This window comes from Pseudomonas sp. FW305-7 (assembly GCF_058786735.1).
Genome location: NZ_JBYSZA010000001.1, coordinates 204,267 through 231,109, shown reverse-complemented (window position 1 = coordinate 231,109; position 26,843 = coordinate 204,267). Strand labels below are relative to the sequence as shown.

The following is a 26,843-nucleotide window of genomic DNA, read 5'->3' as shown; positions in this document are numbered from 1 at the left end:
TGCTTGTGCGTGGTTTAGAAGTAGTACGGGAATTTCAGGCTGAAGGAAAAGTCTGGGGCATCATCCGTAAGGCCGATGGACAGGTTAGGCACAATGGTCAGGTTGTCGGTGGCCGCAATCGTCATGCCGACGTTGAAGTAACCGGCGTTGGCGTCGCTGGACACCACCGATTGCCAATCTCCGCCATCCTGTTTCAGCTTGCTCTTGCGTTGCACCAGGTCAGACATCGAGAACGACATACTCATCTTTTCGTTCAGCGCAAAGGCAATACCGGCACCGATCTGGAAGCTGTCGCCGATCTTCACCTTGCCCGGGTTTTTCTGGTTGACGGTGGAGCTGATGTCGTCGAACGACTCTTCCAGGTTGTGGGTGTAGGACAGGCTACCGAACAGCACCGCCGGGTCGAACGTCTTGACCAGCGAGATGCCGGGCGTGACCGACCAGACGCCGTTGCCGGTCGGCAGGGTGTCAGGCACGAACAGGTTGGAGTTGGCATCGGTCTGACGCAACTTGATGCCGAAGGGGTCTTTGCCGGTAGGCGCCTTGACGCGCAAGGTGACCACGGCGTCCGGGGTGTTGACCGACTCGTCGAGGAACTTGTAGGCGATGCCGAAGTTGACGTCGCCGATGGTCGGGTCGCGGTCGACATCCTGCTCGGTGGTGACGTTGGACGCACCGCCGTTGCCGCCGCCGGACTGATAGGTCGAATCGCGGTAGACCACTGGCACGTTCAGGTCGAACTGCCAACGATTGTCGAAGTTGTAGCGACCGGTGAGGTCAAGCGTCCAGGTATCCGCCTTGATCCGGTCAAGGTTGATATTGCCGAGGAAGATCGAGTCCAGCGCCAGGAAGCCGTTGAGAATCAACTGGCGAGTGTCATAACGCGAATAGGTGATGCCGGTTTCAAAGCTGAATTTGCCCCCGCCGAAGAAGCCGCTGGCCTCGTCGTACAGGTTGGACACACTCTGTGCCGGTTGCGAATCGTCGGCCAGCGATTGCCCGTAGGAAGCGCCACTGCCCCCGGCGGCGCCCCCCGACGCTGCTGCGGCCCCGGTGCCGGTGGCCACTTTCGGATTGCCTTTCATGTCGGATGGCGATTTGGCCAGGCGTTTGGGTTGTGGAGCGGCGGGTTGATCTTCGACCTGGCGGACCCGTTGTTCGAGTACCGCCAGGGCCTTTTGTTGTACTTCGTATCGTTGCTTCAGCTCCAGAAGTTCCTGTTTCAGCGTTTCCACGTCAGCGTCGGGTGCTGCTTGCAGCATCGCGGCCGGTAGAAGCGTACTCAGACATACAGCGGCACGCAGTGATACTGATCGATACATGAATAAGCCGTCCCTTTAAGCCCAATGATCGAGACTCAGCGTAGTTCAATATCCGATATTGCGTAGTGCCCTGAGTTGAGTCAGGTTGCAGTCCAGTGCGCCGGCACTCATGCCGTTATTGTTCAACACAACGTTGAGTTGGGTCATGTTATTGACCACGTTGGCACTGCCGAGCAGACGGGTGTTCTGCAGCAAACCGCCCTGGGCCACTTGTTGCAGGGCCGTGCCTTGGTTGCCTGAGGCCTGAATGGCCATTTGTACGCCACCACCGTTGGCCGAAACGGCCACGCTGCCCGCGGCATTGCTGCCGCCGATGGTTTGTCCGGCCATCAGGGCCTGTCCTTGCGCGGGCACCAGTGCCGGTGCCTGACTGGCTTCCGAAACGTTAATGGCAACGTTGTTATAGGCCGTATTGCTGTCGCCAGCGGCACGCACGCTTTGCGTCACGCCCTGGCTGCTGTCGAGGCCAGCGCCACCGGTGATTGTCCCGGTGCCCGTTGGCAGCGTGCTGCCGTTGCCGTGCTCCTTGATGGTTTGCACATAGAATTCGGGTTTGACCGTTGCTGCCTGAAGTTGCATCGAGGTCGCAGCCCCGATCAGATCACCACTGGCGTTGCGCCAGGTACTGCTCATGACAATGCCGAAGCTGATAATCCGCCCCGGCATGACATAACGACCACGTAGCTCGGACAATTCCTTGTCCTGTATTTCTATAGGTTTGAATCCTGCATTGGCATAGCCTGACGCACTCGCTGCCAGGCAGGCGGCGGCCAGCCAGTATGAGGTTTTCATCTGCTGCTCCCGGGACATCCAGCCCCATTCTTTATAATCGGCGATTAAAAGAAGTCGCTCTGTATGAACCCGAAGTCCATCAATTCAGCATCTTTGACAGGGTTGAAGTTATCCAGCTTGTTCTTGGCCGTCAGCGGTGTCGGCGGGCTGCGCAAGGCGTTGGCCTTGTCATATCCGGGGCCGACGATGGCGAAGACGATGCCGTTCCAACCTTTGACAAAGTCATCATGGGAGTAACGTTTGTGGCCCAGAACCGGGTCTCCGATGTAAACCCAATCCTTGTCCGCACGTTGCAACACCACGAAATGCTTGTAGCCGCGAATTTCCATCAGTACCACCACCGGGATTGTTACAGCGTCGAGTTTTTCCGGCGGAATCTTGTAGCCTCTGGCGCGCATGCCGATGCTTTCTATGTAGCGCTTCATGTCGAGCATGGAAAAACCCTGAGTACGAACAAGGTCCTGGTCAGCGTTGACCAGCATGCCTTTGATGATGTGCTCCTCATCGACGTCGAGCCAATAGCCTTGGCGTAACACCGTGGCCAGTGCAGCAGCGCCGCAGCTGAAATCGGTTTTCTGTTCGACAATGTCGGCAAACTTGCGCTCACGAATGCTTTGCACGTTCTTGTAGATGAGTGTGCCGCCGGGAAGGGCAGCCACGGGCATCTGCGCCGCCTGGGTCAGGCCAGACAGACAAAGCAGAGCGATGAGGGCAGTCTTACGCATGATCGATACGCCTTTGCGGACTGAGGAAAAGCCCCGTTTCCGGGGCTTTCGTTTCGATCGCGATTACATGCAGGCTTTGCAACCTGCAGCGATGGACAGCGAGTTGCTTTGTTGGTTGCCAACACCTGCGGCGTTGTTGAAGCCAGCGTTGCCGGAGAAGTTGTTGCCAACGTTGCTGACTGCAGCATTGTTGGTTACAGGGTTTTTCCAGCCGTCTGGAGTCATCACTTGTTGAGTGGTTACGCCAGCCAGACCGAAGACACCCACAGCTTCGAAGGTAGCTTTCTGATCTTTGCTACCGCCATGCCCACCGTTACCGCCACGGTCGTTGTTGCCGTAGCCGCCACCGCCGTGACCGTGATCGTCATCTTTGATGGTAGCTTCGCCAACGGCGCCGAACACGCCGACGGCGGCAACAGTGCCAGTGAGGGTATCTTTTTTGTAGGTTTGAGTACCGTAGTTGCCTACGTTCAGACCTGTGGAGCTTTGGTTCGCAGCGGCAGCAGCCTGGGCCACACGGCCACCGGATACGGCGATTGCGAGGTTGTTTTTCTGTTGGTTGAAGTTGCCGGCACTGTTGTTCACGCCAATGTTGCCGGAACCGCCGTTACCCACATTGTTCAAGCCTGCGGTGTTGGTGGTGGAGTAGTTGGCAACGGAGTTGCTGGCGTTGACCTGAGTAGCGCTGGATGCAGCGACTGCGGTGCCGAAAATGAAGCTTTCGTCAGCAGTGGCCAGTGCGGCGGCGTTGTCTTGTTGGTTGCCGTCGCCAGCGGTGTTGTTCATGCCCAGGTTGCCGTTGGAACCGTTGGCCGAGTTTTCGATACCGGCACTATTTTTTGTGCCTTGGTTGCCGACTACGTTGCCTTGGCTGTTCTGCACATCGAGCACTGCGGCACCGGCGCCAGCGCCGATTTGCAGCAGTTCTTCGAGGGTAGGGCCTTTCGGATCATGGTTGTTGCCATGACCATTGCCGTGCCCGTTACCATGACCGTGATCGTCATCACGACCGCCTGCCTGTGCTGCGATTGCCATCACTGCTGCAAGTGCGAAAACCAGTGGTTTGAGAGCCATTGTAGGTTTCATGGTGTTTCTCCATCGTGCTTATTAGTTGGTTAAGTGTTGGTACTTTCTAATTGCACTGCTTTTGTTATTTGGGTCAGTCAGCGACCCGGATGCTCAGGGTGTTAGCCATTCGGTTCCCCACCCCGGCACTCTGGTTCACCTGAATCACCCCTCGGCTGCCGGTGAAGGCCTGATCACTTGTCGTGATCTGGCGACTGCCGGATGAGGTGCCAGTTGCTCCTGAGCTCGGTAAAAGCGCCACGTTCTGTTGCGACAGGGCGCTGTCGTCAACGCTCTGCGGCGCAGCACTGATGCTGACGCGCGTCACGTTGGCCATCTGGTTGTTGGCACCGGCGCCCTGGTTCACACCGAGGATCCCGTTGCCGTTACTGAAAGAGTTGCCGCCAATGGTTGCGCTGGCATTCATCGACGGATCGGCCGGTGTATCGAGCTTCTGCCTGACGATGGTGGTGGCGCTGGCCGAGGTGCCAATGGCGAAGGCCTTGGTGTTGGTCTGTTGCATCTGGTCGCCGGCGGCCTGGTTGATGTTGTAGTTGCCGCGGTACTGGATGCCGGTGTCTTGAATGTTCGCGTCGTTCACTGAGCTGGGGTCCGCCATCGCGCTGGCGCAGCCGAAGAGGGCAAGCAGGAGCAGGGAGCGATTCATCTTATTGGCCTCCAGCCATGCGGGTCAGCGGGGCCAGGCCGGCGCCCATTGCGCGGTTGACGGTGTTGGAGATCGAGCCGCCACCGCCGCCACCATGACCGGAACTCATCCCTGGCAGGCCGTTGGGATTGCTCAGCACGTTCATGCCAGGCATGTTCGAAGTAGGGGTGGTGATGTTGCCGCGAATCGAAGAGCCGCTGGCGATACTGGCAAAGTCACCGTCATTGAGTTCGGTGCTGGTCATCGCTTGATTGATGCGCGCCGAAGGGTTGGCGTTGACGGTGGTCGGGTAGGGGTCTTTGCCCCCGCTGCGACCGATAGGGATCGGCTGGACATCGCGGTTGAGGACGATCACGCCATTGCCTTCGGCCTGAACGTTGAAACTGATGAACGCACTGGCCGCTGATCCGATCAGCAGGAGGCAGGTAAAGGTTTTATTGAAGTTCCCCACGGCTGCAATTCCTTCTTCAGTGGGCTGCCCTTGTCAGCGTTGTGAAGGAGAGAGCGAAAGCTGTGCCGCTTTTTAATTGCTCAGGATTTTCAATGAGTTACGCAGAAAGAGCGCGCACTTGATACACAAGCTGTTTCAGCGGTGAAACAGGCACTGCCGCGTTGAGCTGTCTATTGGCTGAACAATGCTCTGGGACAAGGGTTTGCGGCGCAGTGTTTCAGCAAAGTAACAACGGCAGTGTCAAACTGATCAATCCGCTGAAACGGGCCGTTTGCACGCGAGGAAGTGTTTCAGGAACGGACACTTTGCCCCCGAAACCGGGTAAACGGACCCACAAAGACGGGTTATTGCGCGAGCAGTTCCTCGACCGCTGCGAAGGCTCGAGTCTGGCGTTCAGCCCAATTGCCCTCTATGACCTTGAATGGCTGGTCATGGCGTTCCAGCCACTCGCGGGTGGCCTGGTAAAACGCCAGGCGCTGCTCCAGACCCGGCTGGCAGCGCTGACCGTCATCGGTCCAGTCGATCTGCTCGGGAGACAGGAGAAGGTGCAGGTCGTAATGCCGAGCCAGCAATTGCGGCTCAAGCCAGGCCGGACAGTCGCCGAACAGCGTCTGGCTCCAGAGCATGTTGCTCAGCAGATGAGTGTCGAGAATCAGCAGCGGCGGCCGTTGCGCCCGAGCCTGATCTTCCCATTGCAGTTGCCCGCGAGCGATCTCGGGAATGTCGGCCAGACGGGTGTCGCGAGGGTTCTGCTCGATAAACCAGCGCACGTACTCGTCTACCCGCAGCCCGCCGAAACGTTGTTGCAGGCCGGCCGCCAGCCAGCTCTTGCCGGTGGACTCGGGGCCGGTCAGCACCACGACCTTCATGTGCGCAACGCCGGATCGGCGCGCCATTCGCGCCAGCCCTGAATCGCAATCAGCGTGAACAAGGCATACAGGGCGGCGGTGAGGTACAGGCCCTTATAAAGAAACAATCCGACGAAAATCACATCCAGCACGAACCAAAGCGCCCAGCATTGCAGGCGTTTCTGCGCCATCCACAACTGCGCCACCAGGCTGAAACCGGTCAGCGCCGCGTCCAGCCAGGGTTGCGCGGCGTCAGTCCAGTGCGCCATGGCGGCGCCCAGCAACACGCTGCCGATGGCGCCGACGCTCAGCCCCAGCATTATCGAGCGAGCATCCAGGCGCGTGACCTGACGTCCGTCGTGCATCGTCCCGGCGCGAGTCCATTGCCACCAGCCATAGACTTGCAGCGCGGCATAGATCACTTGCAGCAACATGTCCGAATAGAGCTTCACTTCAAAGAAGACCCAGCTATAGAGCAGCACCATGACCAGCCCGATCGGCCAGCACCACGGATTCTGTTTAACCGTCAGCCACACGGCAATCACACCGAGAGCGGCGGCAAACAGTTCAAGCCCGGACATGTGGGTTCCTTGGAGGGAGTTGAGGAGGGGGCGGATTGTACCCAGAAAAGCTATAGGAGTGAGCCTGCTCGCGATGGCTTCGGCGGCGTCAACAATGATGTTGAATGTTCCGCCCTCATCGCTGGCAAGCCAGCTCCCACAGGGTTTTGAGTAATGCCCAAGATGGGTGGGCATGGCATAAATCCTTGTGGGAGCTGGCTTGCCAGCGAAGGCGGTATGTCAGCACGGTAGATATTGGCTGACATAAACCTGTCTCCAGCAGGCTCACTCCTATAGTGGGCGGTGCTAGACGCGGAACTGACGCAGCAGGCTGTTCAATTGTTCGCTCAACTGGCCGAGCCGCACGCTGGCGGCACTCGACTGCTCGGCTGCAATGGCCGTGCTGTGCGACAGCCCGGCAGCCTGGGTCACGTTCTGATTGATGTCCTCGACCACATGCGCCTGTTGCAACGTGGCGCTGGCAATCGATGCATTCAGGCCATTGAGATTGCGCAGCGCCTGGCCGATAGCGTTCAGGCTGGCGCCGGCCAGTCCGGCTTGTTCAATGGTCAGTTGCGAAGCTTTGCTGCTGTCACCAATCACCTTGACCGCTGCCTCGGAGTGATTTTGCAGGCGCTCGATCATCGACTGGATTTCCGCTGTCGACTTCTGTGTACGCTGCGCGAGCAAGCGCACTTCATCTGCCACCACGGCAAAACCACGCCCCTGTTCACCGGCCCGGGCCGCTTCGATGGCCGCATTCAGTGCGAGCAGATTGGTCTGCTCGGCAATCGAGCGAATCACTTCCAGGACGCTGCCGATCTGCGTGCTTTCGGCGGCAAGGGTGCGAATCACCTCTACCGCTTGATCGATAGTGCCGGACAGCTTGTCGATCTGTTGCAGGCTACCGTCAATGTTGATCTGGCCTTGCTGCGCCTGGGCCTCGGCATCACGCATTTCGGCGGCGGCATGCTCGGCGTTTTTCGCCACATCCTGCACACCGTAGGTCACCTCGTTGATCGCGGTGGCCACCAGTTCCATCTGCTGCGATTGCTGCTGGCTGCGCTGCTGGGCCTGCGACGCATCGTTGCCCAGTTCGCTGGACGACTGGCCCAGCGCGCTGGCCGAGACCTGCAAGTCGCCGATCACCCGGCGCAGTTTGGCCGTAAACGCGTTGAAATGATGAGCCAGCTCAGTCACTTCATCCTTGCCATGGGTATCGAGGCTGCGGGTCAGGTCGCTTTCACCGCTGGCGATGTTGGCCATGGCGTTCACGGTTTCCTGCAGCGGACGGACGATGCTGCGCGCAATCAGGATCACCAGCAATGCCATGATCACGGCGATGGCCAAGCCAATGACCGTGGCCTTGATCACCTGTCCCTGGAACTCGGCCTGCACATCGTCCACATACACGCCAGAACCGAGCACCCAGCCCCACGGCTCGAACAGTTTGACGTACGAAGTCTTGGCCACCGGTTCACTGGCGCCGGGCTTCGGCCACCGGTAATCGACCATGCCGGCGCCTTTGGACCTGGCAATGGCAACCATCTCGTTGAACACCGCGAAACCATCCGGATCGCGAATTGCCGAGAGATTCTGGCCCTCGAGTTTGGGGTTGGTCGGGTGCATGACCATCACGGGGGTGAGGTCGTTGATCCAGAAATAGTCGCTCTGGTCATAACGCAGACCACGGATGGCGGTGAGCGCCTGCTTTTGCGCAGTCTCTTTGCTCAGAGTGCCGGCGGTTTCCAGATCGTGGTAATAGGTCAGCAAACCGCTGGCGGTCTGCACCACATGCTGGGTTTTCTGGGCTTTGGCGCGATACAGGTCATCGTGGATCTGCTTGAGCATCAATACGCCCAAGGTCAGCAACATGACCACTGCCACCACCAAAATGAGCCACAAGCGTCGGCTGATCGACACACTGCGCAAGCTGTTCATAACGCTGTCACTCCGGATTCTTTTTCTTGTAATAAACGACCGCCAGCATCCAACCACGATTTTGTGAGCGGGCATACGCGACCCAAGTCGTATAACGCGGCAGCGCTATTAAGGCTTGTCTGTTAGGATTTCGGCCCCGCGCGTGAAAACCTGAATCCAAGTTGATATTTCACGGAATTTTGACCCTTTCGTGTGGATCCTGTGCGCGCGGAATCGGTACAGCAACAACCAGCTACGCTGATCGCAGTGAACGTAAAAAAATACTATCGGGGCATGCCTGCGTGCATCGCTCTTTGGGGGATTGATGGATCTTTGGACCGCCTTGCAGGCACTGATACTAGGAGTTGTAGAAGGGCTGACGGAGTTTTTGCCCATTTCCAGTACCGGACACCAGATCATCGTTGCCGATTTGCTCGACTTCGGCGGCGAGAGGGCCATGGCGTTCAACATCATTATTCAGCTCGGCGCGATCCTCGCGGTGGTCTGGGAGTTTCGCCGCAAGATTCTGGATGTGGTGGTCGGTTTGCCAACACAGCCAAGCGCACGGCGTTTCACCGCCAACCTGCTGATCGCGTTTTTGCCCGCCGTTGTGCTGGGCGTGATCTTTGCCGACCTGATCCACAAATACCTGTTCAACCCGATCACCGTTGCGGCGGCGTTGGTCGTCGGCGGGATCATCATGTTGTGGGCTGAACAACGTCAGCATGAAGTGCACGCAGAAGCGGTTGATGAGATTCGCTGGACCGATGCGCTGAAAATCGGTTTCGCCCAATGCCTGGCCATGATCCCCGGCACATCGCGTTCCGGCTCGACCATCATTGGCGGCTTGCTCTTCGGTCTGTCGCGCAAGACGGCCACCGAGTTCTCGTTCTTCCTTGCCATGCCAACCATGGTCGGTGCTGCGGTGTACTCGGGCTTCAAATACCGCCATCTGTTTGTCCCGGCGGATTTCCCGGTGTTCGCCATCGGTTTCGTCACCGCGTTTATCTTCGCGATGATCGCAGTGCGTGGCCTGCTCAAGTTTATCGGCAGCCACAGCTACGCGGCTTTCGCCTGGTATCGGATCGTCTTTGGCCTGTTCATTCTGGCGACGTGGCAGTTCGGCTGGGTGGACTGGGCGGCGGCCAAGCCATGAGCGATTCCCGCGCACGCCGTCCTGAAGGTCGCCCCTCTGGCGGCCATGTTCAGCATCTGAAATTGAAACTGGTGGTGCTGGTGATCGTCTGCGCGCTGCCGTTGTTCGGCTCGCTGTCGATGTGGCTGCGCGGGATTTCACTGGTGCCGTTGGCCGCGTATGGAATCGTCAGCGTGTTGGCGTTCTTCATGTACTGGGCCGACAAACGCAAGGCCCGGACGGATGCGTGGCGCACGCCGGAGAATATCCTGCACGCGGTGGAACTGGCCGGCGGCTGGCCAGGCGCGTTGATTGCTCAGCAGGTGTTTCGGCACAAGACGCGCAAGGTGTCGTTTCAGGTTCTGTTCTGGGTCATCGTCCTGTTGCACCAGGTGTTCTGGATCGACCAGTTGTTCCTCCGTTTGAACCTGCTCAATCTGTTCTAAAGACCTGCAAAAAACCAATGCAGGAGCGAGCCTGCTCGCGAAAAGGCCGTGTCAGACAACATCATTGTTGAATGAAAGTCCGCTTTCGCGAGCAGGCTCGCTCCCACAGGGGATTAGAGTTAAAGCAGTAATCCCACCTGAGTTTTCTTCGGCAACTTGCTCACCACCAACTGATGCGAACGCTGCAATAACCCCTGTAATTCCTCGGCGCCCAGCGGGTAGGGCGGGTGCATGATGATCCACTGGGCCCGGGCCAGATACGGCGCGGGGTGGATGCCCGGCCGGTCGCAATGGCCGAGAAACAGATCCTTGTCGACCTTGAAGGCCAGCGAGTCGCCGCGCAGCCCCTGCAAGGCAAACATCTTGTTGCCGGCAATCGAAAATACCCGCACGCCACCCCACTTGTAGTCTTCCCGCGCACCGGGCAACGCCAGACAGAACGCCGCAACGTCCGCTTCGCTCATTTTTCCCTTCTTCATAACAACCGCTCCCCACAGGCATTGAACGATTCGACCAGGTGATCGATCCACGCGCGCACGGCTGGCATCACGCCGCGCCGATGCGGATACACCGCTTGCAGCCAGCCGCCGGGTAGCGACCATTCGGGCAGCAACTGCACCAGCGCGCCGCTTTGCAGCTCCGCTTCGCAATACATCATCGGCAACATCGTGAAGCCCTGGCCGGCCAGCACACAGGTCTTGCGCACGATAAAGTCGTCGATGCCCAACCGTGCTTCCATGTTCAGTTCGAAGCTTTCGCCTTGTTGATCGAGCAGGCGTACGTGGACCATGCGATCGGCCTCCAATGCACCCAGCACCGGCAGATTCTTCAGGTCTTGCGGATGATTGATCGACTGACCTTGAATAAACTCCGGGCTGGCCACCACGACCATTTGCGCCTGACGCAAACGTCGCGTCACCAGCAGCGGATCTTCGTCGCCCAGTTCTCGCACGCGCAAGGCCACATCGAAACCTTCTGCAACCAGATCCACCCGACGGTTGAGCAGCACGACTTCCAGTTGCACCTGAGGGAATTTGCCGAGGAAATCACTGATCACCCACGGCAGCATTTCCCGAGCCAGCCCCGTCGGGCACGACACGCGCAGGCGCCCGCGCGGCTCGGTGGACATGCTGGCAACGGCTTCGTCGGCCATTTCCGCTTCCAGCAACATGGCCTGGCAGTGGCGCAGATAACGCTCACCCACGGCGGTGAGATTGAGTTGGCGGGTGGTGCGTTGCAACAGGCGCGCGCCGAGACGCTCTTCCAGTTCGGCGATACGTCGCGACAGCCGCGATTTGGGAATACCCAGCAATCGGCCGGCAGCTGCAAAGCCGCCAGCCTCGACGACTTTGGCGAAATAGTAGAGATCGTTGAGGTCTTGCATGGTTGAAATCCGACTGTTCTATCAGTGGGACAAACTATCGCATTGTCGCCGTCTAATCATCCATTGGTTTCTTGCGTAGGATTCTCTCCATTCCGTCGCCACCGGCGATTCATTCCAGGAGATTCCACATGAAACTGCTGCATATCGATTCGAGCATTCTGGGCGACAACTCGGCTTCCCGTCAGTTGAGCAGCCAAGTCGTCAAAGCCTGGCAAGCTGCTGAGCCAGGCGCCGTGGTGACTTACCGCGATCTGGCGGCTGACGCCATCAGTCACTTCTCTTCGACCACGCTGGTCGCCGCCGGCACCACCGCTGAGCTGCGTAACGCCGCGCAACAGCACGAAGCCGAGCTGAGCGCGTCGACCCTGGCCGAGTTCATCGCTGCTGACGCTGTGGTGATTGCTGCGCCGATGTACAACTTCACTGTACCGACCCAACTCAAGGCATGGATCGACCGTGTGGCCGTTGCCGGTCAGACCTTCCGTTACACCGAAGCCGGCCCTGAAGGCCTGTGCGGTGGCAAGAAAGTGGTGATCGTTTCCACCTCCGGCGGTATCCACGCCGGTCAGGCCAGCGGCATCGCCCACGAAGAATACTTGAAGCTGGTATTGGGCTTCCTCGGCATCACCGACATCGAAATCGTCCGTGCCGAAGGTCTGGCGTATGGTGACGAAGTGCGCAACAACTCCATGACCGCAGCTCAAGCGAAGATCAGCGAGCAATTGTTCGCCGCCGCGTAAGGCTTGCGTAAAGAACAGCTGAGGTTCAGGTAATACCCAAAAAACTCTGTATTCTGGTTCTGCAAGGGCCGAATACGGAGTTTTTTGTTTCTGACTGTTACATAATCTGGCCCGGGTTATGCAGTCAAACGATCAACGTCTGAGTGCAGTGTCGTAACGGAGCGCTGAATCCCCGGCGTTCCGGCCTGACAACGCAACGGATCTTTCGATTGAGTAACAACAGGGTGGGGCATCCCATGATGCGTCTTTGTGCAACGTTACTGATTTGCCTGCTCGGCAGCCTGAATTCAGTGCAGGCTGCGCCGGGGCGACACCCTGTCTGGAGCGTCGGTTATCACGAGATGACCTTCCTCGATCCGCTCGACCTGCAACCGATGCGCGCCATCGCGTTCTACCCCTCCAGCGACCGCGAGCACATGAGCCTGCTCGAAGGCTATTCGGTCGAAGCCGGTGAAGACACCAAAGTCGCCATGGGCCGCTTTCCAATGCTGATGCTGTCCCATGGCAACACCGGCACACCGCTGGCGCTGCACGACCTCGCCACATCGCTGGCGCGCAAAGGTTTTGTCGTGGTGGCGGTGATTCACCCCGGCGATAACTCCAAGGACCACAGCCGTCTCGGCACCTTGAGCAATCTCTACGGCCGGCCCATCCAGATTTCCGAAGCGATCACCGCGACCCTCGGCGATCGCATGCTGGCGCCGTTCGTCAATGCTGATCAGGTTGGCGTGATCGGCTATTCGGCGGGTGGCGAGACGGCGCTGATTCTGTCCGGCGCGCAACCGGATCTGGATCGCCTGCGCCGCTATTGCCAGGAACGTCCGGACGACCGCGATGCCTGCAACACCCAGGGCGAACTGATCGTTGATCGTGATGACCTGCAACCGGTGGCCGATCCGCGCGTGCACGCGTTGTTGCTGATGGCGCCGTTGAGCCTGAAATTCGGTCGTCACACCCTGGCCGATGTGCATGTGCCGGTGCTGCTCTACAGCGGCGATGGCGACAAACTCGTCGCGTTCGACAAAAATGCTGCCGCATTGGCGCGCAAACTGCCCACAGCACCAGACTTCAAGTTACTGGCCGGGGCAGGGCACTTCGTGTTCATGGCGCCGTGCACCGAAGAGCAGATTCTTGCGATGCCGGCATTGTGCACCGACGCCGATGGCGTCGATCGCGAAGACATCCATCGCAATCTGATTTCCGAAGCGGGGCGGTTCTTTGCACATGCACTGGGCAAACCGACGCGGGCGGGCATGCAGACCGCCGATCAATAACCTGATCCCACAGGTTTTAGACCGAAGATTCAAGCCATCGCGCGGCGCTTGAGCAGCAAGGTCAACCCCAGCCCGGTCACCGAAAGCAGAGCCGCGCAAAAGAAAATCCACGAATAGCCCAGGTTCAACGCCACTGCGCCCATCAACGGGCCGGCCACCGCCAGCGCAAGATCGAAGAACACGGCATAAGCGCTCAACCCCGCGCCACGGCTGGAGCTGGGCACTTGCTTGATCGCTTCGACGCCCAGCGCCGGATACACCAGCGACAGGCCAAACCCGGCCAACCCCGCACCGATCAGCGCATACGCGGTGGAAGGCGCCAGCCAAAACATTGTCAGCCCGACGGTTTCGACGGTCATGCAGGCAATTGCCGAGCTGAAACCGCCGAATCGCGCAATCGCCGAAATGAACATCAGGCGTGAAAGGATAAAGCACACGCCGAACACCGTCAGGCAGTACGCCGCGCCGGTCCAGCCGCGATTGAGGTAATACAGGGTGATGAACGTGGTCAGCGTGCCGTAACCGATCGACGCCAGGCTCAGACTGGCGCCAAACGGTGCGATCCGGCCGAACACCGCCCAAAACGGCAAGCGTTCACCGCGCACCACGGGTACTGACGGTTTATTGCGGATGAGCACCAACGCCATGGCCGCCAATGCTGTCAGCGCAATCCCCAGACTGGAAAAACCGTAGTCGGCGACCATCACCACGCCCAGTGGCGCACCAATTGCAATCGCGCCATACGAGGCGATGCCATTCCAGCCGATGGAGCGCGCCGTGTGTTCAGCGCCGACCTGACCCATGCACCAACTGATGGTGCCGACACCGATCAGGCCCTGAGCGATGCCAAGCAGCAAACGCCCGGCGATCAGTATCAACAGGCTGGTCAGCGGGAAGCTTTGCAACAGCGTGGAAATCAGCGTCAGCACACCGCTGAGCACGATCCCCAGCAAGCCATAAACAATCGCCCGTTTGGTGCCGATGGTGTCCGACATGCGCCCGGCCATCGGTCGGCTGAGCAGGGTGGCCAGATACTGCGAGCCGATGACCAGCCCGGCAATGATCGCGCTGAAACCCAACTGTTCATGCACGTAACCGGGCAACACGGCAATCGGCAGGCCGATGCAGAGGAAGGCTATAAAGGTATAAAAAACGATGGAGACGATCTGCAGGGTGATCGCCATGGAGCTTTGCGGTGGCTGTTGCTGCGCAGACATGAGAACTCGTTCGCGGGCGGCGGTAGGAGAGCTCGCATCATGGCTTGGGTCTGAATCAAAAGAAGCAGGCTAACTATTTTCCTGAAAAGTGACCGATCGTTCCCACGCTCTGCGTGGTAACGCCGCCACGGACGCTCCGCGTCCCGCTCGTGTGACGCAGAGCGTCACGGGATGCATTCCCACGCAGAGCGTGGGAACGATCAGCGCTCTAAAATGCAAAAGCCCCGTCACGTGGACAGGGCTTTCAGATTGCAGCAGCGTTTTAGAACACTACGCCTTGGCTACGCAGGTAGTCGTCGTAGGTGCCGCTGAAGTCGGTCACGCCGTTCGGGCTCAGCTCGATGATGCGCGTGGCCAGGGACGATACGAACTCACGGTCGTGGCTGACGAAGATCAGCGTGCCCGGGTAGTTTTCCAGCGCCAGGTTCAGCGCCTCGATCGATTCCATGTCCAAGTGGTTGGTCGGTTCGTCCATGATCAGGACGTTTGGCTTTTGCAGGATCAGCTTGCCGAACAGCATGCGACCTTGCTCACCACCGGAAATCACCTTGACCGACTTGAGGATCTCGTCGTTGGAGAACAGCATGCGCCCCAAAGTGCCGCGAATCATCTGCTCGCCCTGCGTCCACTGACCCATCCAGTCAAACAGGGTGACGTCGTCTTCGAAGTCGTGCGCGTGGTCCTGAGCGTAGTAGCCCAGTTCCGCGGCGTCGGTCCACTTGACGGTGCCGGCGTCCGGGGTCAGTTCGTTGACCAGAGTGCGCAGCAGGGTGGTCTTGCCGATACCGTTCGGGCCGATGATCGCTACGCGCTCGCCCGCTTCAACCTGGAAGCTGAAGTCCTTGAACAGCGGCTTGCCGTCGAAACCTTTGGCCATTTTTTCGACCATGACAGCCTGGCGGTGCAGTTTCTTGTTCTGATCGAAACGGATGAACGGGCTGACACGGCTCGAAGGCTTGACCTCGGCCAACTGGATCTTGTCGATCGCCTTGGCGCGGGAAGTGGCCTGCTTGGCTTTCGAGGCGTTGGCCGAGAAGCGGCTGACGAACGATTGCAGCTCGGAAATCTGTGCTTTCTTCTTGGCGTTGTCCGACAGCAGTTGCTCGCGGGACTGGGTCGCCACGGTCATGTACTCGTCGTAGTTGCCCGGGAACAGACGCAGCTCGCCGTAATCCAGGTCAGCCATGTGCGTGCACACGCTGTTCAGGAAGTGACGGTCGTGAGAGATGATGATCATCAGGCTGTTACGCTGGGTCAGAACGTTTTCCAGCCAGCGAATGGTGTTGATGTCCAGGTGGTTGGTCGGTTCGTCGAGCAACAGCACTTCCGGATCGGAGAACAGTGCCTGTGCCAGCAACACACGGAGCTTCCAGCCTGGCGAGACTTCGCTCATCGGGCCGAAGTGTTGCTCGATACCGATACCCAGACCCAGCAGCAACTCACCGGCACGGGATTCGGCGGTGTAGCCGTCCATTTCGGCGAATTCGGTTTCCAGCTCGGCCACGGCCATGCCGTCTTCTTCGCTCATTTCCGGCAGCGAGTAGATGCGGTCGCGTTCAGCCTTGACCTTCCACAGCTCTTCGTGACCCATGATCACGGTATCGATCACGGTGAATTCTTCGTAAGCGAACTGATCCTGGCGCAATTTACCCAGGCGCACGTTCGGCTCGAGCATGACCTGGCCAGCGGACGGGTCGAGGTCACCGCCGAGGATTTTCATGAAGGTCGACTTGCCGCAACCGTTGGCGCCGATCAGGCCATAACGGTTGCCCGCGCCGAATTTGACCGAAACGTTTTCGAAGAGCGGCTTGGCGCCGAACTGCATCGTGATGTTAGCTGTAGAAATCAAGAGTTTTTCCTGCGAAGCATTCTGAGTAGCGAGGGTGCGGCTGGAGCGCTTGGCCCGAGTCAAAGTGCGCTGAAGCGGGGAGGTTCCCGTCATCAACCAAGGGGGGGCGCGTAAAGTTTGGCGGCGATTGTACTGGTCTGGCTCTTTAAACGATAGGGCGATGACGCTGTGAGCGCCGATTGGCGCAATCGCGGGACAGATTTTCACAGATGAAGGCTCACTATCAGTTACAAACTGTGGCTAAAATGCCATCCATTCACCCAGCGCCCTACAGCGGCGCGGGCTCAAGGACGTGCCATTTTGTACTCAGACCACTGCATCAGACGCTGGGCTTCTAGCCATCAGGCGCGCAGTTTGTTCACTTTCTGACGTGTGACGATTTCCGTGAAACTCATCATTGCTGCTATTTATGTCATTTCAATTGCATACGTTCACTTGCGTGGCCGTGTGCGCCACAAACTGGGTCGTCAGTTAAGCGACCATTCGACGTTTCTGGCGCCGATCAACTGCTTTCTGTACCTGTTTTCGAAAAAGCCCAATACGCCGTATCTGAATCCCGCAGAATTTCCTGATCTCAGCCCATTGCAAGCACATTGGCAGGAGATTCGCGAAGAAGGCCAGAACTTGCTGCGTGCCGGTGAGATCAAGCGCTCGAACCAGTATGACGATGTCGGCTTTAATTCATTCTTCAAAAGCGGCTGGAAGCGTTTTTACCTCAAGTGGTACGGCGAGAGTCATCCGTCGGCAATGAAGCTGTGCCCGCGTACCACTGAACTGGTGCAGAGCATCGGTTCGATCAAGGCCGCTATGTTTGCCGAACTGCCACCCGGCTCGAAACTGGTGCGTCACCGCGATCCGTATGCCGGTTCCTATCGCTATCACCTGGGCCTGGAAACGCCGAATGATGCCGGTTGCTACATCAATGTCGACGGCGAGAACTATCACTGGCGTGATGGTGAAGCGGTGATGTTCGATGAAACTTTCATTCATTACGCAGAAAACACCACGGACAAGAACCGCATCATCCTGTTCTGTGACATTGAGCGGCCGATGAAGTACCGCTGGGCCGCCGCGTTCAATGGCTGGTTCAGCCGCACCGTGATGTCCGCCGCCGGCGCGCCGAACGATGCCGGTGACCGTACCGGTGGGATCAACCGGTTGTTTACCAAAATCTACAAGATCCGTTTGCGCGGTAAAGAGCTGAAAAAGCGCAATCGCAGGCGCTACTACATGGAAAAGTGGGCGATCTTCGGTGGCTTGCTGGCGATCTTCATTCTGATCTGAATATTCCTGTGAGCCAGCTCCCACAGGGTTCGAAGTGTGCGCATCACACCGACCACTGTGGGAGCTGGCTTACCAGCGATGACTGTCGCAAAAGCAACCTGTCAGTTGCCTGACAAACCTTCAGTTGTCATGCTCAGGACGCTTTCTTCGTCTTCTTCGCCGGCGCCGCTTTAGTCGCTGTTTTAGGCTTTGATTTGGCGGGCGCCTTGCCACCCAGGCTGCGTTTAAGCAGCTCGGTCAGATCGATAACATCGGCAGACTTGCGCTCTTCCTCGCCACCCACCGACTCGACATCCTCGATCTTGCCTTCATGGGCCTTTTTCTCCACCAGCGCCATGATCTTGTCTTCGAACTCGTCCTTGTAATCCTCAGGACTCCAGTCCCCACTCATGTCCTCAACCAGTCGTTTGGCCATGTCCAGTTCGCCCTTGGCCAACTGTGGTTTGGTCACTTCGCTGCCCAGCTCCAGTTGATCGAGGCCGCGAACCTCCTGCGGCCAGCGCAGTTTTACCAGCACCAGCGCCGACTCCAGCGGCATCAATGCCGCCAGATATTGCCGCGTATGCAACACAACACGGGCGAGGGCGACCTTATTGGTCTTGCTCAGGGTTTCGCGCAGCAACGCGTAAACCTTGCCACCGCGCTTGTCCGGGGCCAGGTAGTAAGGCGTATCGATGTTCTGCAAGGGGATTTGCTCGGCGTCGACGAATGAGAAAATGTCGATCGTCTGGGTCGATACCGGGTGCGCCGAGCGAATTTCCTCTTCGCTGAGGACCACGTAGCGGCCCTTTTCATACGCTACGCCTTTGACGATGTTTTCCTTGGTGACTTCCTTGCCGGTAACCTTGTTGACCCGTTTGTAGCCCACCGGGTCCATGCTGCGGCTGTCGAGCCAGTCGAAGTCCACGCCTTGGGACGATGTCGCCGAAACCAGTGCGACAGGGATGTGAACCAGTCCGAAACTGATCGCGCCTTTCCAGATTGCCCGAGCCATGGTGAGTTCTCCGAGTGATGTTCAGGTGACCTGTGCGCTTGCGCGAAAGTTTCCAGTGAATGCACGGGTTTCAGACGACTTGGTCAAGCCGTGTTACATGTTGTTTAAGCGGCGCGGGTTAACAAATCCGAACCCACGGCGTAGCGTGGACTCGAAGGCTCTACTCCCTGCACATCGAGAGGCAATCCCATGAACCGCTTAATGCTTGGCATCGCCGTCCTGACACTCAGTGGCGGCCTGGTTCATGCGGACGCAGTGCTGGCACAAAGTCCGACCGGCAACAGCAACAACCCATACAACAGCCCGATTCGCCGGGCCAACCCCAACAGCATGCAGGGCACCCAGCCCAGCGCTCCGCCTCTTCGCGGGCCGAACACCGTGCCGACGCCGCGTCAGCCCACCGTCGAAAATCGCGGGATTGGCAACGGCCAGCCCATTCGTTCGGTGCCGAGTACACCGCCGACCTTCATTCCCAACCCACCTTCACGAAGCACTGACACCCGTTGAACGGCGGTACTGCGGTGCTGCCAGCCTTTGAAACCAACAAAAGGAATCGTGCATGTTGCGTAAAACCCTTCTAGCCAGCCTGTGCGCCGGCGCTCTGATCAGCGCGCCGGCATTCGCTGCCGCCCCCAAAGAGCTGCAAAGCGAGCAGGGCACCCTCGAAGTCACCACGATCACCCAAGGCCTTGAACATCCATGGGCACTGGCTTTCCTGCCGGATCGCCAGGGCATGCTGGTGACCGAACGATCGGGTAATTTGCGCGTGGTCGGTACGGACGGCAAACTCTCGGCGCCGATCAGTGGGGTGCCGAAAGTCTGGGCCAAGGGGCAGGGCGGCCTACTCGATGTCGTGCTGTCGCCGGAGTTCAAACAGGACCGGCTGGTGTATCTGTCCTACGCCGAAGGTGGCGGTGCGGGCGACAAGGCCGGGACGGCGGTAGGGCGCGGGTATCTGTCGGATGACCTGAAAACACTGAAGGATTTCAAAGTGATCTTCCGTCAGGAGCCGAAACTCTCGACCGGCAACCATTTCGGATCGCGGCTGGTGTTTGATCGAGACGGCTATCTGTTCATCACCCTGGGTGAAAACAACGACCGGCCAACCGCGCAGGATCTCGACAAACTGCAAGGCAAGATCGTGCGGATCTTTGCGGACGGTAAAGTACCGGACGACAATCCGTTCGTGGGCCAATCCGGTGTGCGCCCGGAGATCTGGGCCTACGGCATTCGCAACCCGCAGGGCGCTGCGCTCAATCCGTGGAACGGCACCATTTGGGAAAACGAACACGGCCCGCGCGGCGGCGATGAGGTCAACATCATCGAACGCGGGAAGAACTATGGCTGGCCGCTGGCGACCCATGGCATCAACTACTCGCTGCAGCCAATCCCCGAAGCACAAGGCAAAGGCATTGAAGGTGGTGTAGATCCTCGCCACGTCTGGGAAAAATCGCCAGGCGTGACGGGTATGGCGTTTTACGATGCCGACCGCTTCAAGCCTTGGCAGCAAAACCTGTTTATCGGCGCGCTGGTGAGTCAGGAGTTGATTCGCTTGCAGTTCGATGGCGACAAGGTTGTGCATGAGGAGCGCTTGCTGGGCGAGCTGAAGCAGCGCATTCGCGATGTACGCCAGGGGCCGGATGGTTATCTGTATGTGTTGACGGATGAGGACAATGGCGCGCTGTACAAGATCGGTCTGAAGTAAATTTGTAATTCACACACACCCTGTGGCGAGGGAGAGCTTGCTCGCGCTTGAGCGCGCAGCGCTCACACGTTTCCTGGGGCTGCTGCGCAACCCAGCGGGAGCAAGCTCCCTCGCCACAAAAGCACTAATGCCTGACTTACTCATTGCGCGAGTACAAAACCACCGCAGCCCTCAGCTTCCCGCGCCCAAACCGGCACATCTTTTCGAACTCGCCATGACTCACCGGCACATGCTGGCAGTCCATGGGCTGACGATGCTGGCTGTGATCAACATCCGGATCATGCAGATACACAAAATCCGCATCGCAATCCGTCACCACTACCCAGTGCGGTGACTTGGATCGGGTCAGGCGATAGCTGCTGATCAACACCAGGGGCTGTCCACCCGCGTCCAGCAAACGCGGCAAATCCAGTGGCGCACCGATCACACACTCAACGTCGCTCTGGTCCAGTTGCTCAGTGAACTCCTCATGCACCAGACGCATGACGTCTTTTTTATGCTCATCGCGTACACCATCGAGAAACAACGGCCCCGCCAGACTCAGTTGCAGACGTACCCGAAAACCCCGCCGCCATGCCGCGAGTGCCAATCCCTGCGGACTGCATCCGCCATGACCTGATGTCATGAACACCGTGGTCGCTTCGCGCCAGATTTGCAGTTCTTCACGGCGCTCCAGTAAGCGCGAAGGCTGCAACGCACCCATGGCCATCAACAGACAGGCCGGGCCACACGTGAAGTCGGTGGTCTGCGCATACCACGGCACCTTGATGCTGCGAGAATCCCGGTGTTGAAGAATGCGTTTCTCCAGACGCAGTGCATCGGCGTGGTCTTCGTAGTAATCATGAATCAGCGCAAAACGCCGGTAACCGTTGCGTTCGTACAGGGCGATAGCGGCAGGGTTGTCAGTACGCACCTCCAGGCGCAGATAGGCACAATCGTGTTCGAGTGCGCAGGTTTCCATGTGTTGCAGCAATTGCTTGCCGAGCCCTGTGCCGCGCGCCTGGGCAGCAATGGCGATGGAATACAACCGCGCCAGGGACGTGCCGCGATGAAACAACACCAGCGCGTACCCCAGCAATTGACCCTCCCGTTCGGCGACCAGTAACTGCGCATGCGCCCGAGTGATCATCCACTGGAAACTGCGAGGGGTGAGTCGATCTGTGGTGAAACATTGCATTTCCAATGCCAGCAATGCCGGCAGGTCTTCAACTACCGCCAAACGAAAAACAGCACTCATATGACCACCGTAAAAGTTGCGTAACGAAACGGGACTTTCGAAAAACTTCGTGCTTAATAGAAATGGTCTTGTTCTCCAACGGATCAATCTCTATGTCAGCGGTACAGGGTCATTGGCGCGAAGTATCCGAGCAAAGTTTGCCGGCGGCAACTTATTTAAATTCAGCGGTCAGAACTTCCAGTCAAGTGCTGATCATTGTCGAACGCAAGGAAGACTGGGCGTCCTATTTTCCCAGCGAGGACATCATCACGGCGCAGGAATACCTTGAGCAAACCCGTGACAACGAGTCGGGCAAGCGCGTGCAGGTGATCAACCTGTGCCGCAGCTACAAGTACCTGGGCCACGGTTATTACTGCTCGCTGCTGGCCGAAGCCCGAGGGCACAAAGTGATTCCATCGGTGCGCACCATCAGCGAACTGACCAAGAAATCACTCTACGGACTGGCGCTGGACGATCTCGATAAAACATTGGAAAAAGCCCTCAGTCATCACCTCTACAGTGATACCGAAGGATTCACCCTGACACTTTATTTCGGCAGAACGCACATCGAGCCATTACAGGATTTGGCCCGTCAATTGTTTGAAGTGTTCCCTTGTCCGATTTTGTTAGTTGAGTTTCGTCGAACTAACGGTTGGCACATCGAAGGAATAAAATCCGGCGCATTGCACAAGTTGCGCGACGATCAGGAGGACCAGTTCGCCAATGCACTGGACGGCTTCAGCCGTAAAGTCTGGCGCATGCCACGCTCCCGGCAAGTGGCGCGCTACGACCTGGCGATTCTGCACGATCCGCAAGAGGCGCTGCCGCCGTCAAACAGCAAGGCTCTGGAGAATTTCGTCAGGGTTGGCAAGACCATGGGCATCGATGTCGAACTGATCGAGCGCAAGGATTATGCGCGACTGGCCGAGTACGACGGCCTGTTGATCCGCGAAACCACCAGCGTCGACAACCACACCTACCGCTTCGCCAAGAAGGCCGAAAGCGAAGGCTTGGTGGTGATGGACGACCCGGCCTCGATTCTGCGCTGCACCAACAAGGTCTACCTCACCGACCTGCTCAACAGCCATCAACTGGGCATGCCCGCCACCGAAATCCTCTACAAGGAGCGACCCGAAGACTTCGAGCGGGTCGGCGAACGCCTGGGGTTTCCCTTGGTGCTGAAGATTCCCGACGGCTGTTTCTCACGAGGTGTGATCAAGGTGGAAAGCCAGCAGGCGCTGCTCGAAGCCACGGCGCAGTTGTTCGAACATTCGGTGCTGTTGCTGGCCCAGGAGTTTTTCTACACCGAGTACGACTGGCGCATCGGCGTGCTCAACCGCAAACCGATCTTCGCGTGCCAATACTTCATGTCCAAGGGCCACTGGCAGATCTACAACCACAAAGCCAAAGGCCAGGACGTCAATGGCGAGTGCCGGACACTGGCGATCCACGAGGCGCCGCGCGCGGTGGTGGAACTGGCCGTGAAGACCGCCAATCTGATCGGCGACGGTCTCTATGGCGTCGATCTGAAACAGGCCGGCGATAAAGTGGTGGTGATCGAAGTCAACGACAACCCCAACCTCGACGCCGGGATCGAAGACGCTTATTTGCAGGACGATCTGTATTCACTGGTGCTGGAAGAGTTCGTGCGACGCCTTGAGCTGAAACGTCGCGGCCAGGCCTGGTGACACGCCGATGATCAGCAGTTTTGCCCTGAGCCACGGCGCCTTGCAGCGGGTCGAACGGCTGGACGCCGAGGTGATGCTGTTCAGCAACCCTGACGCCGCCGAGCGCGACTTGCTGCACAGTCATTTCAAAGTCGATGAACACGCATTGGCCTCGGCACTGGACCCGGACGAGGTGTCGCGGATCGAGTTTCACCCGGATCATTTGTTCCTGATCTGGAAACGCCCGGAAAACTATTCCGGTGGCGGCAGTCTGGCCTTCGAAGTGTCATCCTGCGGTTTGCTGTTCGCGCCGGGACAACTGCTGGTGATCGCCACCGACGATACGCCGCTGCACGGCCTTGGCACGCGGCAGCCGCTAAAAACGCCGCTGGATGTGTTGCTGGATTTGCTCTTCAACAATATCCATCACTACCTCGGGCACTTGAAGGTGATCAAACTGGTCGCCCGCGAGTTGCAGCAAAAATTCAACGCCTCGATGCAAAACCAGCATCTGGTGCAGATGTTCAACCTCAGTGAAAGCCTGATCTATTACATCAATGCCCTGCACAGCAACGGCGCCGTGTTGACGCGCTTGCGTAACCACGCCGAGAAACAGCACTTCGGCAGCGAAGCGATCGGATTGATCGACGACCTGATCATCGAAAACAACCAGTGCTACAAACAGGCGGAGATTTACTCGACGGTGTTTTCCGGGCTGATCGATGCGCGTGGCAACCTGATGAACAACAGCATGAACAACCTGCTGCGCAAGCTGACGTTGATCAACGTGGTGTTTCTGCCGTTGAACCTGATTGCAAGTATTGGCGGCATGTCGGAGTTCAGCATGATGACGGCGGGGACGCCGTGGTGGGTTTCCTATCCGCTGTTTTTGGCGGTGATGCTGTTGGGGGCAGGGGGGATGTTGTTTGGGCTTCGGCGTCTGGCTCGATGATAGGTGGTGATTGAGCCGACGCCATCGCGGGCAAGCCCGCTCCCACAAAGGGAATGCATTTCAACGTGTGGGAGCGAGCCTGCTCGCGAAGAGGCCGGCATTTGTAAAGCGAAACTCAAGACAGTCCCGCATTTGGCCGAACCGCCGCCGTGATGCCTTGTTATAGTTCGGGCCTCATTTTCAGCCCGGTAAAGGATCACTGCCATGACTCAATACACCGCCTTCAGTGTCGAACTGGCCGACAACATCGCCCATGTTCAGATCAACCGTCCGGAAAAGATCAACTCGATGAACGCCGCGTTCTGGAGCGAGATCGTCGAGATTTTCCAATGGATCGATGACACTGACGAAGTCCGTGTGGTGGTCCTGAGCGGTAACGGCAAACATTTCTCCTCGGGCATCGACCTGATGATGCTCGCCGGCGTCGCCAATGAACTGGGCAAGGACGTCGGTCGCAACGCGCGCCTGCTGCGCAAAAAGATTCTGACCCTGCAAGCCTCGTTCAATGCCGTCGATAACTGCCGCAAACCGGTGCTGGCGGCGATTCAAGGTTACTGCCTGGGCGGCGCAATCGATTTGATCGCCGCGTGCGACATGCGTTACGCCGCCGAAGACGCGCAATTCTCGATCAAGGAAATCGACATCGGCATGGCCGCAGATGTTGGCACATTGCAACGGTTGCCACGGATCATCGGTGACGGCATGCTGCGTGAACTGGCTTACACCGGTCGCACCTTTGGTGCGGAAGAGGCGCGCAGCATCGGCCTGGTCAATCGCGTGTACAGCGACAAGGACGCGCTGCTCGAAGGCGTCTTCGATATCGCTCGCGACATCGCCGGCAAGTCGCCGATTGCGGTCACCGGCACCAAGGAAATGATCAGCTACATGCGCGACCATCGCATCGACGACGGCCTCGAATACGTTGCCACCTGGAACGCCGCCATGTTGCAATCCACCGACTTGCGCGTGGCCATGGCCGCCCATATGAGCAAACAGAAACCCGAATTTCTGGATTGAGAAACCATGACATCTCGCTGGACCACTGCAGTACTGGACACCGATCAACCGGGCGGCTGGGCCGTGGCGCGCAGCCCCGAAGGTTTTCTGTTCGATGACAACGGCGCGCTGTTCCCACGGGAATGGCTCAAGCGTCAGGACTTGTCGATTCTTGCCGAACACGGCATCGGCCATCTCGATGGCGAGCCGGTGTATCTGCTGGAACTGCGCAGTACCAGCGAGGTGCCGGGCTGCAATTGGAAAGGCCTGCGAGCGTTCATGCTCGATGGCGATCACACGATTTACAAAGTGCTCGGTTACGCCGCGCAAATTGGCACCTGGGCGCGTGAGCATCGCTTCTGCGGCAACTGCGGGCAGGCCATGACCCAGGTGCCGCGCGAGCGGGCGATGTATTGCCAGCCGTGTGATTTGCGCAGTTATCCGCGTATCTCGCCAAGCATGATTGTGTTGGTGACCCGTGGTGACGAGATTCTGTTGGCGCGTTCGCCGCGCTTCGTCACTGGTGTCTACAGCACGCTGGCCGGGTTCGCCGAGCCGGGCGAATCGGCGGAAGACTGCCTGATTCGTGAAGTGCGCGAAGAAGTGCAGATCGAGGTGAAGAACATTCAATACATGGGCAGCCAGTGCTGGCCGTTCCCGCATTCGATGATGCTCGGTTTCCATGCCGAGTACGCTGGTGGCGAGATTGTCTGTCAGGAAGACGAGATCGAAGACGCCCAGTGGTTCAACGTGCACGACCTGCCGCCGTTGCCGGCGTCCAAGTCGATTGCCCGTTATCTGATCGACGTCTACGTGGCGCGGCGCTTAGGCCACGCTGAACCAGTGCTGCCAGGCTAGGCGCACGGTCAGGCCCAGCACCACGGTGATGAACACTGGACGAATGAACTTGGCGCCACCGCTGATTGCGGTGCGTGCGCCGAAGAACGCGCCGACCATCACCGACAGGCCCATGCTCAGGCCGATGATCCAGTCTACCTGCCCGGAAAACACGAACACCGACAGCGCCGCAATGTTACTGACGAAGTTCATGCTGCGCGCCACACCGCTGGCCTTGACCAGGTCGATCGGGTAGAGCAACAGGCTGCTGACCGTCCAGAACGCGCCTGTGCCGGGGCCGGCCACGCCATCATAAAAACCAAGGCTGAAGCCCTGGGTCGATTGCCATTTCTTCTTGATCGGCGCGTCGCTGTCCAGCGGCGCTTTTGGCGTGCCGCCGAACAGCAGATACAGGCCACAGGCGAAGACGATCACCGGGAGCATTTTGTTCAGCCATTCTGCTGGCAGGTAATGCGCAACGATGGCGCCGGTCAGTGCGCCAACCAGCGTGCCGACAATCGCGTGGACCCATTGCCGTGGATGGAACAGCTTGCGTCGGTAGAACGTGAAACTGGCGGTGGCCGAGCCGAAGGTCGAGCTCAGTTTGTTGGTGCCCAGTACCAGGTGCGGCGGCAGGCCGGCCGTCAGCAGCGCCGGCGTGGTCAGCAAACCACCACCGCCAGCGATGGCATCGATGAAACCGGCAATGAAAGCGACAAGGGCCAGAATGGCCAGGGTGGTCAGGTCAACGCTGAGTTCGAAAGGCATGGAATCGACTGGCATGGCAGGACGGGAAG

General features: G+C 58.5%; 27 protein-coding genes. 11 read left to right on the top strand and 16 right to left on the bottom strand.

Annotated elements, in window-relative coordinates:
- Positions 1-14: 14 nt before the first annotated feature.
- The 9 genes from fapF to AC3WMT_RS01005 form a co-directional block, all read right to left on the bottom strand.
- Entirely contained in the window at positions 15-1,322 is a 1,308-nt protein-coding gene (gene fapF, locus AC3WMT_RS01045; protein WP_103302091.1) for a fibril amyloid transporter FapF, read from the bottom strand.
- A gap of 45 nt (positions 1,323-1,367) precedes the next feature.
- Entirely contained in the window at positions 1,368-2,114 is a 747-nt protein-coding gene (gene fapE / locus AC3WMT_RS01040; RefSeq protein WP_103302090.1) for a fibril amyloid subunit FapE, read from the bottom strand.
- Positions 2,115-2,158: 44 nt separating this feature from the next.
- Complete coding sequence (gene fapD / locus AC3WMT_RS01035; protein ID WP_103302089.1) at positions 2,159-2,839, bottom strand: fibril amyloid maturation endopeptidase FapD; 681 nt, start codon at positions 2,837-2,839, stop codon at positions 2,159-2,161.
- Between the two features lie 63 nt (positions 2,840-2,902).
- Positions 2,903-3,925 (bottom strand): amyloid-like fimbrin subunit FapC, encoded by a 1,023-nt coding sequence (gene fapC, locus AC3WMT_RS01030; RefSeq protein WP_103302088.1) that lies wholly within the window; start codon positions 3,923-3,925, stop codon positions 2,903-2,905.
- Between the two features lie 73 nt (positions 3,926-3,998).
- Positions 3,999-4,571, bottom strand: a complete 573-nt coding sequence (gene fapB, locus AC3WMT_RS01025) for a fibril amyloid subunit FapB (protein WP_103302087.1) — start codon at positions 4,569-4,571, stop codon at positions 3,999-4,001.
- 1 nt (position 4,572) lies between these two features.
- Complete coding sequence (fapA, locus tag AC3WMT_RS01020) at positions 4,573-5,022, bottom strand: functional amyloid chaperone FapA (protein WP_103302086.1); 450 nt, start codon at positions 5,020-5,022, stop codon at positions 4,573-4,575.
- Between the two features lie 344 nt (positions 5,023-5,366).
- A complete protein-coding gene (locus AC3WMT_RS01015; RefSeq protein WP_103302085.1) occupies positions 5,367-5,891 on the bottom strand; it encodes an AAA family ATPase in 525 nt (174 codons plus the stop codon).
- Positions 5,888-6,451, bottom strand: coding sequence for a nicotinamide riboside transporter PnuC (pnuC, locus tag AC3WMT_RS01010; RefSeq protein ID WP_103302084.1), 564 nt, complete (start codon positions 6,449-6,451; stop codon positions 5,888-5,890). The genes AC3WMT_RS01015 and pnuC overlap by 4 nt, the downstream gene beginning before the upstream one ends.
- 285 nt (positions 6,452-6,736) lie before the next feature.
- Positions 6,737-8,371 carry a methyl-accepting chemotaxis protein gene (locus AC3WMT_RS01005; protein WP_103302083.1) on the bottom strand — a complete coding sequence of 545 codons (1,635 nt, stop codon included), beginning with the start codon at positions 8,369-8,371 and terminating at the stop codon, positions 6,737-6,739.
- 304 nt (positions 8,372-8,675) lie between these two features.
- On the opposite strand from AC3WMT_RS01005, the gene AC3WMT_RS01000 reads away from it, so the two are divergent.
- Positions 8,676-9,506 carry an undecaprenyl-diphosphate phosphatase gene (locus AC3WMT_RS01000; RefSeq protein WP_103302082.1) on the top strand — a complete coding sequence of 277 codons (831 nt, stop codon included), beginning with the start codon at positions 8,676-8,678 and terminating at the stop codon, positions 9,504-9,506.
- Complete coding sequence (locus AC3WMT_RS00995; RefSeq protein WP_103302081.1) at positions 9,503-9,931, top strand: DUF1294 domain-containing protein; 429 nt, start codon at positions 9,503-9,505, stop codon at positions 9,929-9,931. Before AC3WMT_RS01000 ends, AC3WMT_RS00995 begins: the two co-directional genes overlap by 4 nt.
- A gap of 119 nt (positions 9,932-10,050) precedes the next feature.
- Here the strand turns inward: AC3WMT_RS00995 and AC3WMT_RS00990 are convergent, their stop codons facing one another.
- Both AC3WMT_RS00990 and AC3WMT_RS00985 read right to left on the bottom strand, forming a co-directional pair.
- The gene (locus AC3WMT_RS00990) at positions 10,051-10,410 is read right to left on the bottom strand and encodes an MmcQ/YjbR family DNA-binding protein (protein WP_103302080.1); all 360 of its coding nucleotides are present in this window, start codon (positions 10,408-10,410) and stop codon (positions 10,051-10,053) included.
- Positions 10,407-11,315 (bottom strand): LysR substrate-binding domain-containing protein, encoded by a 909-nt coding sequence (locus AC3WMT_RS00985; RefSeq protein WP_103302079.1) that lies wholly within the window; start codon positions 11,313-11,315, stop codon positions 10,407-10,409. The genes AC3WMT_RS00990 and AC3WMT_RS00985 overlap by 4 nt, the downstream gene beginning before the upstream one ends.
- A gap of 128 nt (positions 11,316-11,443) precedes the next feature.
- Here AC3WMT_RS00985 and AC3WMT_RS00980 point away from each other — a divergent pair, with 128 nt between their 5' ends.
- Positions 11,444-12,055 carry an FMN-dependent NADH-azoreductase gene (locus tag AC3WMT_RS00980; RefSeq protein ID WP_103302078.1) on the top strand — a complete coding sequence of 204 codons (612 nt, stop codon included), beginning with the start codon at positions 11,444-11,446 and terminating at the stop codon, positions 12,053-12,055.
- 236 nt (positions 12,056-12,291) lie between these two features.
- Complete coding sequence (locus tag AC3WMT_RS00975) at positions 12,292-13,329, top strand: alpha/beta hydrolase family protein (protein WP_103302077.1); 1,038 nt, start codon at positions 12,292-12,294, stop codon at positions 13,327-13,329.
- A gap of 29 nt (positions 13,330-13,358) precedes the next feature.
- Here AC3WMT_RS00975 and AC3WMT_RS00970 read toward each other — a convergent pair whose 3' ends face one another.
- Together AC3WMT_RS00970 and AC3WMT_RS00965 are read right to left on the bottom strand one after the other, a co-directional pair.
- The gene (locus AC3WMT_RS00970) at positions 13,359-14,546 is read right to left on the bottom strand and encodes an MFS transporter (protein WP_103302076.1); all 1,188 of its coding nucleotides are present in this window, start codon (positions 14,544-14,546) and stop codon (positions 13,359-13,361) included.
- A gap of 262 nt (positions 14,547-14,808) precedes the next feature.
- Complete coding sequence (locus AC3WMT_RS00965; RefSeq protein WP_103302075.1) at positions 14,809-16,395, bottom strand: ABC-F family ATPase; 1,587 nt, start codon at positions 16,393-16,395, stop codon at positions 14,809-14,811.
- Positions 16,396-16,779: 384 nt separating this feature from the next.
- Here AC3WMT_RS00965 and lpxO point away from each other — a divergent pair, with 384 nt between their 5' ends.
- On the top strand, positions 16,780-17,679 hold the full coding sequence (gene lpxO / locus AC3WMT_RS00960) for a lipid A hydroxylase LpxO (protein WP_103302454.1): 900 nt from the start codon (positions 16,780-16,782) through the stop codon (positions 17,677-17,679).
- Positions 17,680-17,812: 133 nt separating this feature from the next.
- On the opposite strand, the gene ku is transcribed toward lpxO, so the two are convergent.
- A complete protein-coding gene (gene ku / locus AC3WMT_RS00955) occupies positions 17,813-18,673 on the bottom strand; it encodes a non-homologous end joining protein Ku (protein WP_103302074.1) in 861 nt (286 codons plus the stop codon).
- 189 nt (positions 18,674-18,862) lie between these two features.
- On the opposite strand from ku, the gene AC3WMT_RS00950 reads away from it, so the two are divergent.
- Both AC3WMT_RS00950 and AC3WMT_RS00945 read left to right on the top strand, forming a co-directional pair.
- On the top strand, positions 18,863-19,180 hold the full coding sequence (locus AC3WMT_RS00950; RefSeq protein WP_103302073.1) for a hypothetical protein: 318 nt from the start codon (positions 18,863-18,865) through the stop codon (positions 19,178-19,180).
- A gap of 52 nt (positions 19,181-19,232) precedes the next feature.
- Positions 19,233-20,378 carry a PQQ-dependent sugar dehydrogenase gene (locus AC3WMT_RS00945; RefSeq protein WP_103302072.1) on the top strand — a complete coding sequence of 382 codons (1,146 nt, stop codon included), beginning with the start codon at positions 19,233-19,235 and terminating at the stop codon, positions 20,376-20,378.
- 136 nt (positions 20,379-20,514) lie between these two features.
- On the opposite strand, the gene rimI is transcribed toward AC3WMT_RS00945, so the two are convergent.
- On the bottom strand, positions 20,515-21,615 hold the full coding sequence (gene rimI, locus AC3WMT_RS00940) for a ribosomal protein S18-alanine N-acetyltransferase (protein ID WP_103302071.1): 1,101 nt from the start codon (positions 21,613-21,615) through the stop codon (positions 20,515-20,517).
- A 92-nt stretch (positions 21,616-21,707) separates the two neighbouring features.
- Here rimI and AC3WMT_RS00935 point away from each other — a divergent pair, with 92 nt between their 5' ends.
- From AC3WMT_RS00935 to nudC, 4 genes are all read left to right on the top strand, one after another.
- Entirely contained in the window at positions 21,708-23,282 is a 1,575-nt protein-coding gene (locus tag AC3WMT_RS00935; RefSeq protein ID WP_103302070.1) for a RimK family ATP-grasp domain-containing protein, read from the top strand.
- A 7-nt stretch (positions 23,283-23,289) separates the two neighbouring features.
- The gene (locus AC3WMT_RS00930; RefSeq protein WP_103302069.1) at positions 23,290-24,213 is read left to right on the top strand and encodes a magnesium transporter CorA family protein; all 924 of its coding nucleotides are present in this window, start codon (positions 23,290-23,292) and stop codon (positions 24,211-24,213) included.
- Between the two features lie 204 nt (positions 24,214-24,417).
- Positions 24,418-25,230 (top strand): crotonase/enoyl-CoA hydratase family protein, encoded by an 813-nt coding sequence (locus AC3WMT_RS00925; protein ID WP_103302068.1) that lies wholly within the window; start codon positions 24,418-24,420, stop codon positions 25,228-25,230.
- A 6-nt stretch (positions 25,231-25,236) separates the two neighbouring features.
- On the top strand, positions 25,237-26,067 hold the full coding sequence (gene nudC, locus AC3WMT_RS00920; protein WP_103302067.1) for an NAD(+) diphosphatase: 831 nt from the start codon (positions 25,237-25,239) through the stop codon (positions 26,065-26,067).
- On the opposite strand, the gene AC3WMT_RS00915 is transcribed toward nudC, so the two are convergent.
- A complete protein-coding gene (locus AC3WMT_RS00915) occupies positions 26,035-26,814 on the bottom strand; it encodes a TSUP family transporter (protein WP_103302453.1) in 780 nt (259 codons plus the stop codon). The genes nudC and AC3WMT_RS00915 overlap by 33 nt on opposite strands.
- Positions 26,815-26,843 lie beyond the last annotated feature (29 nt).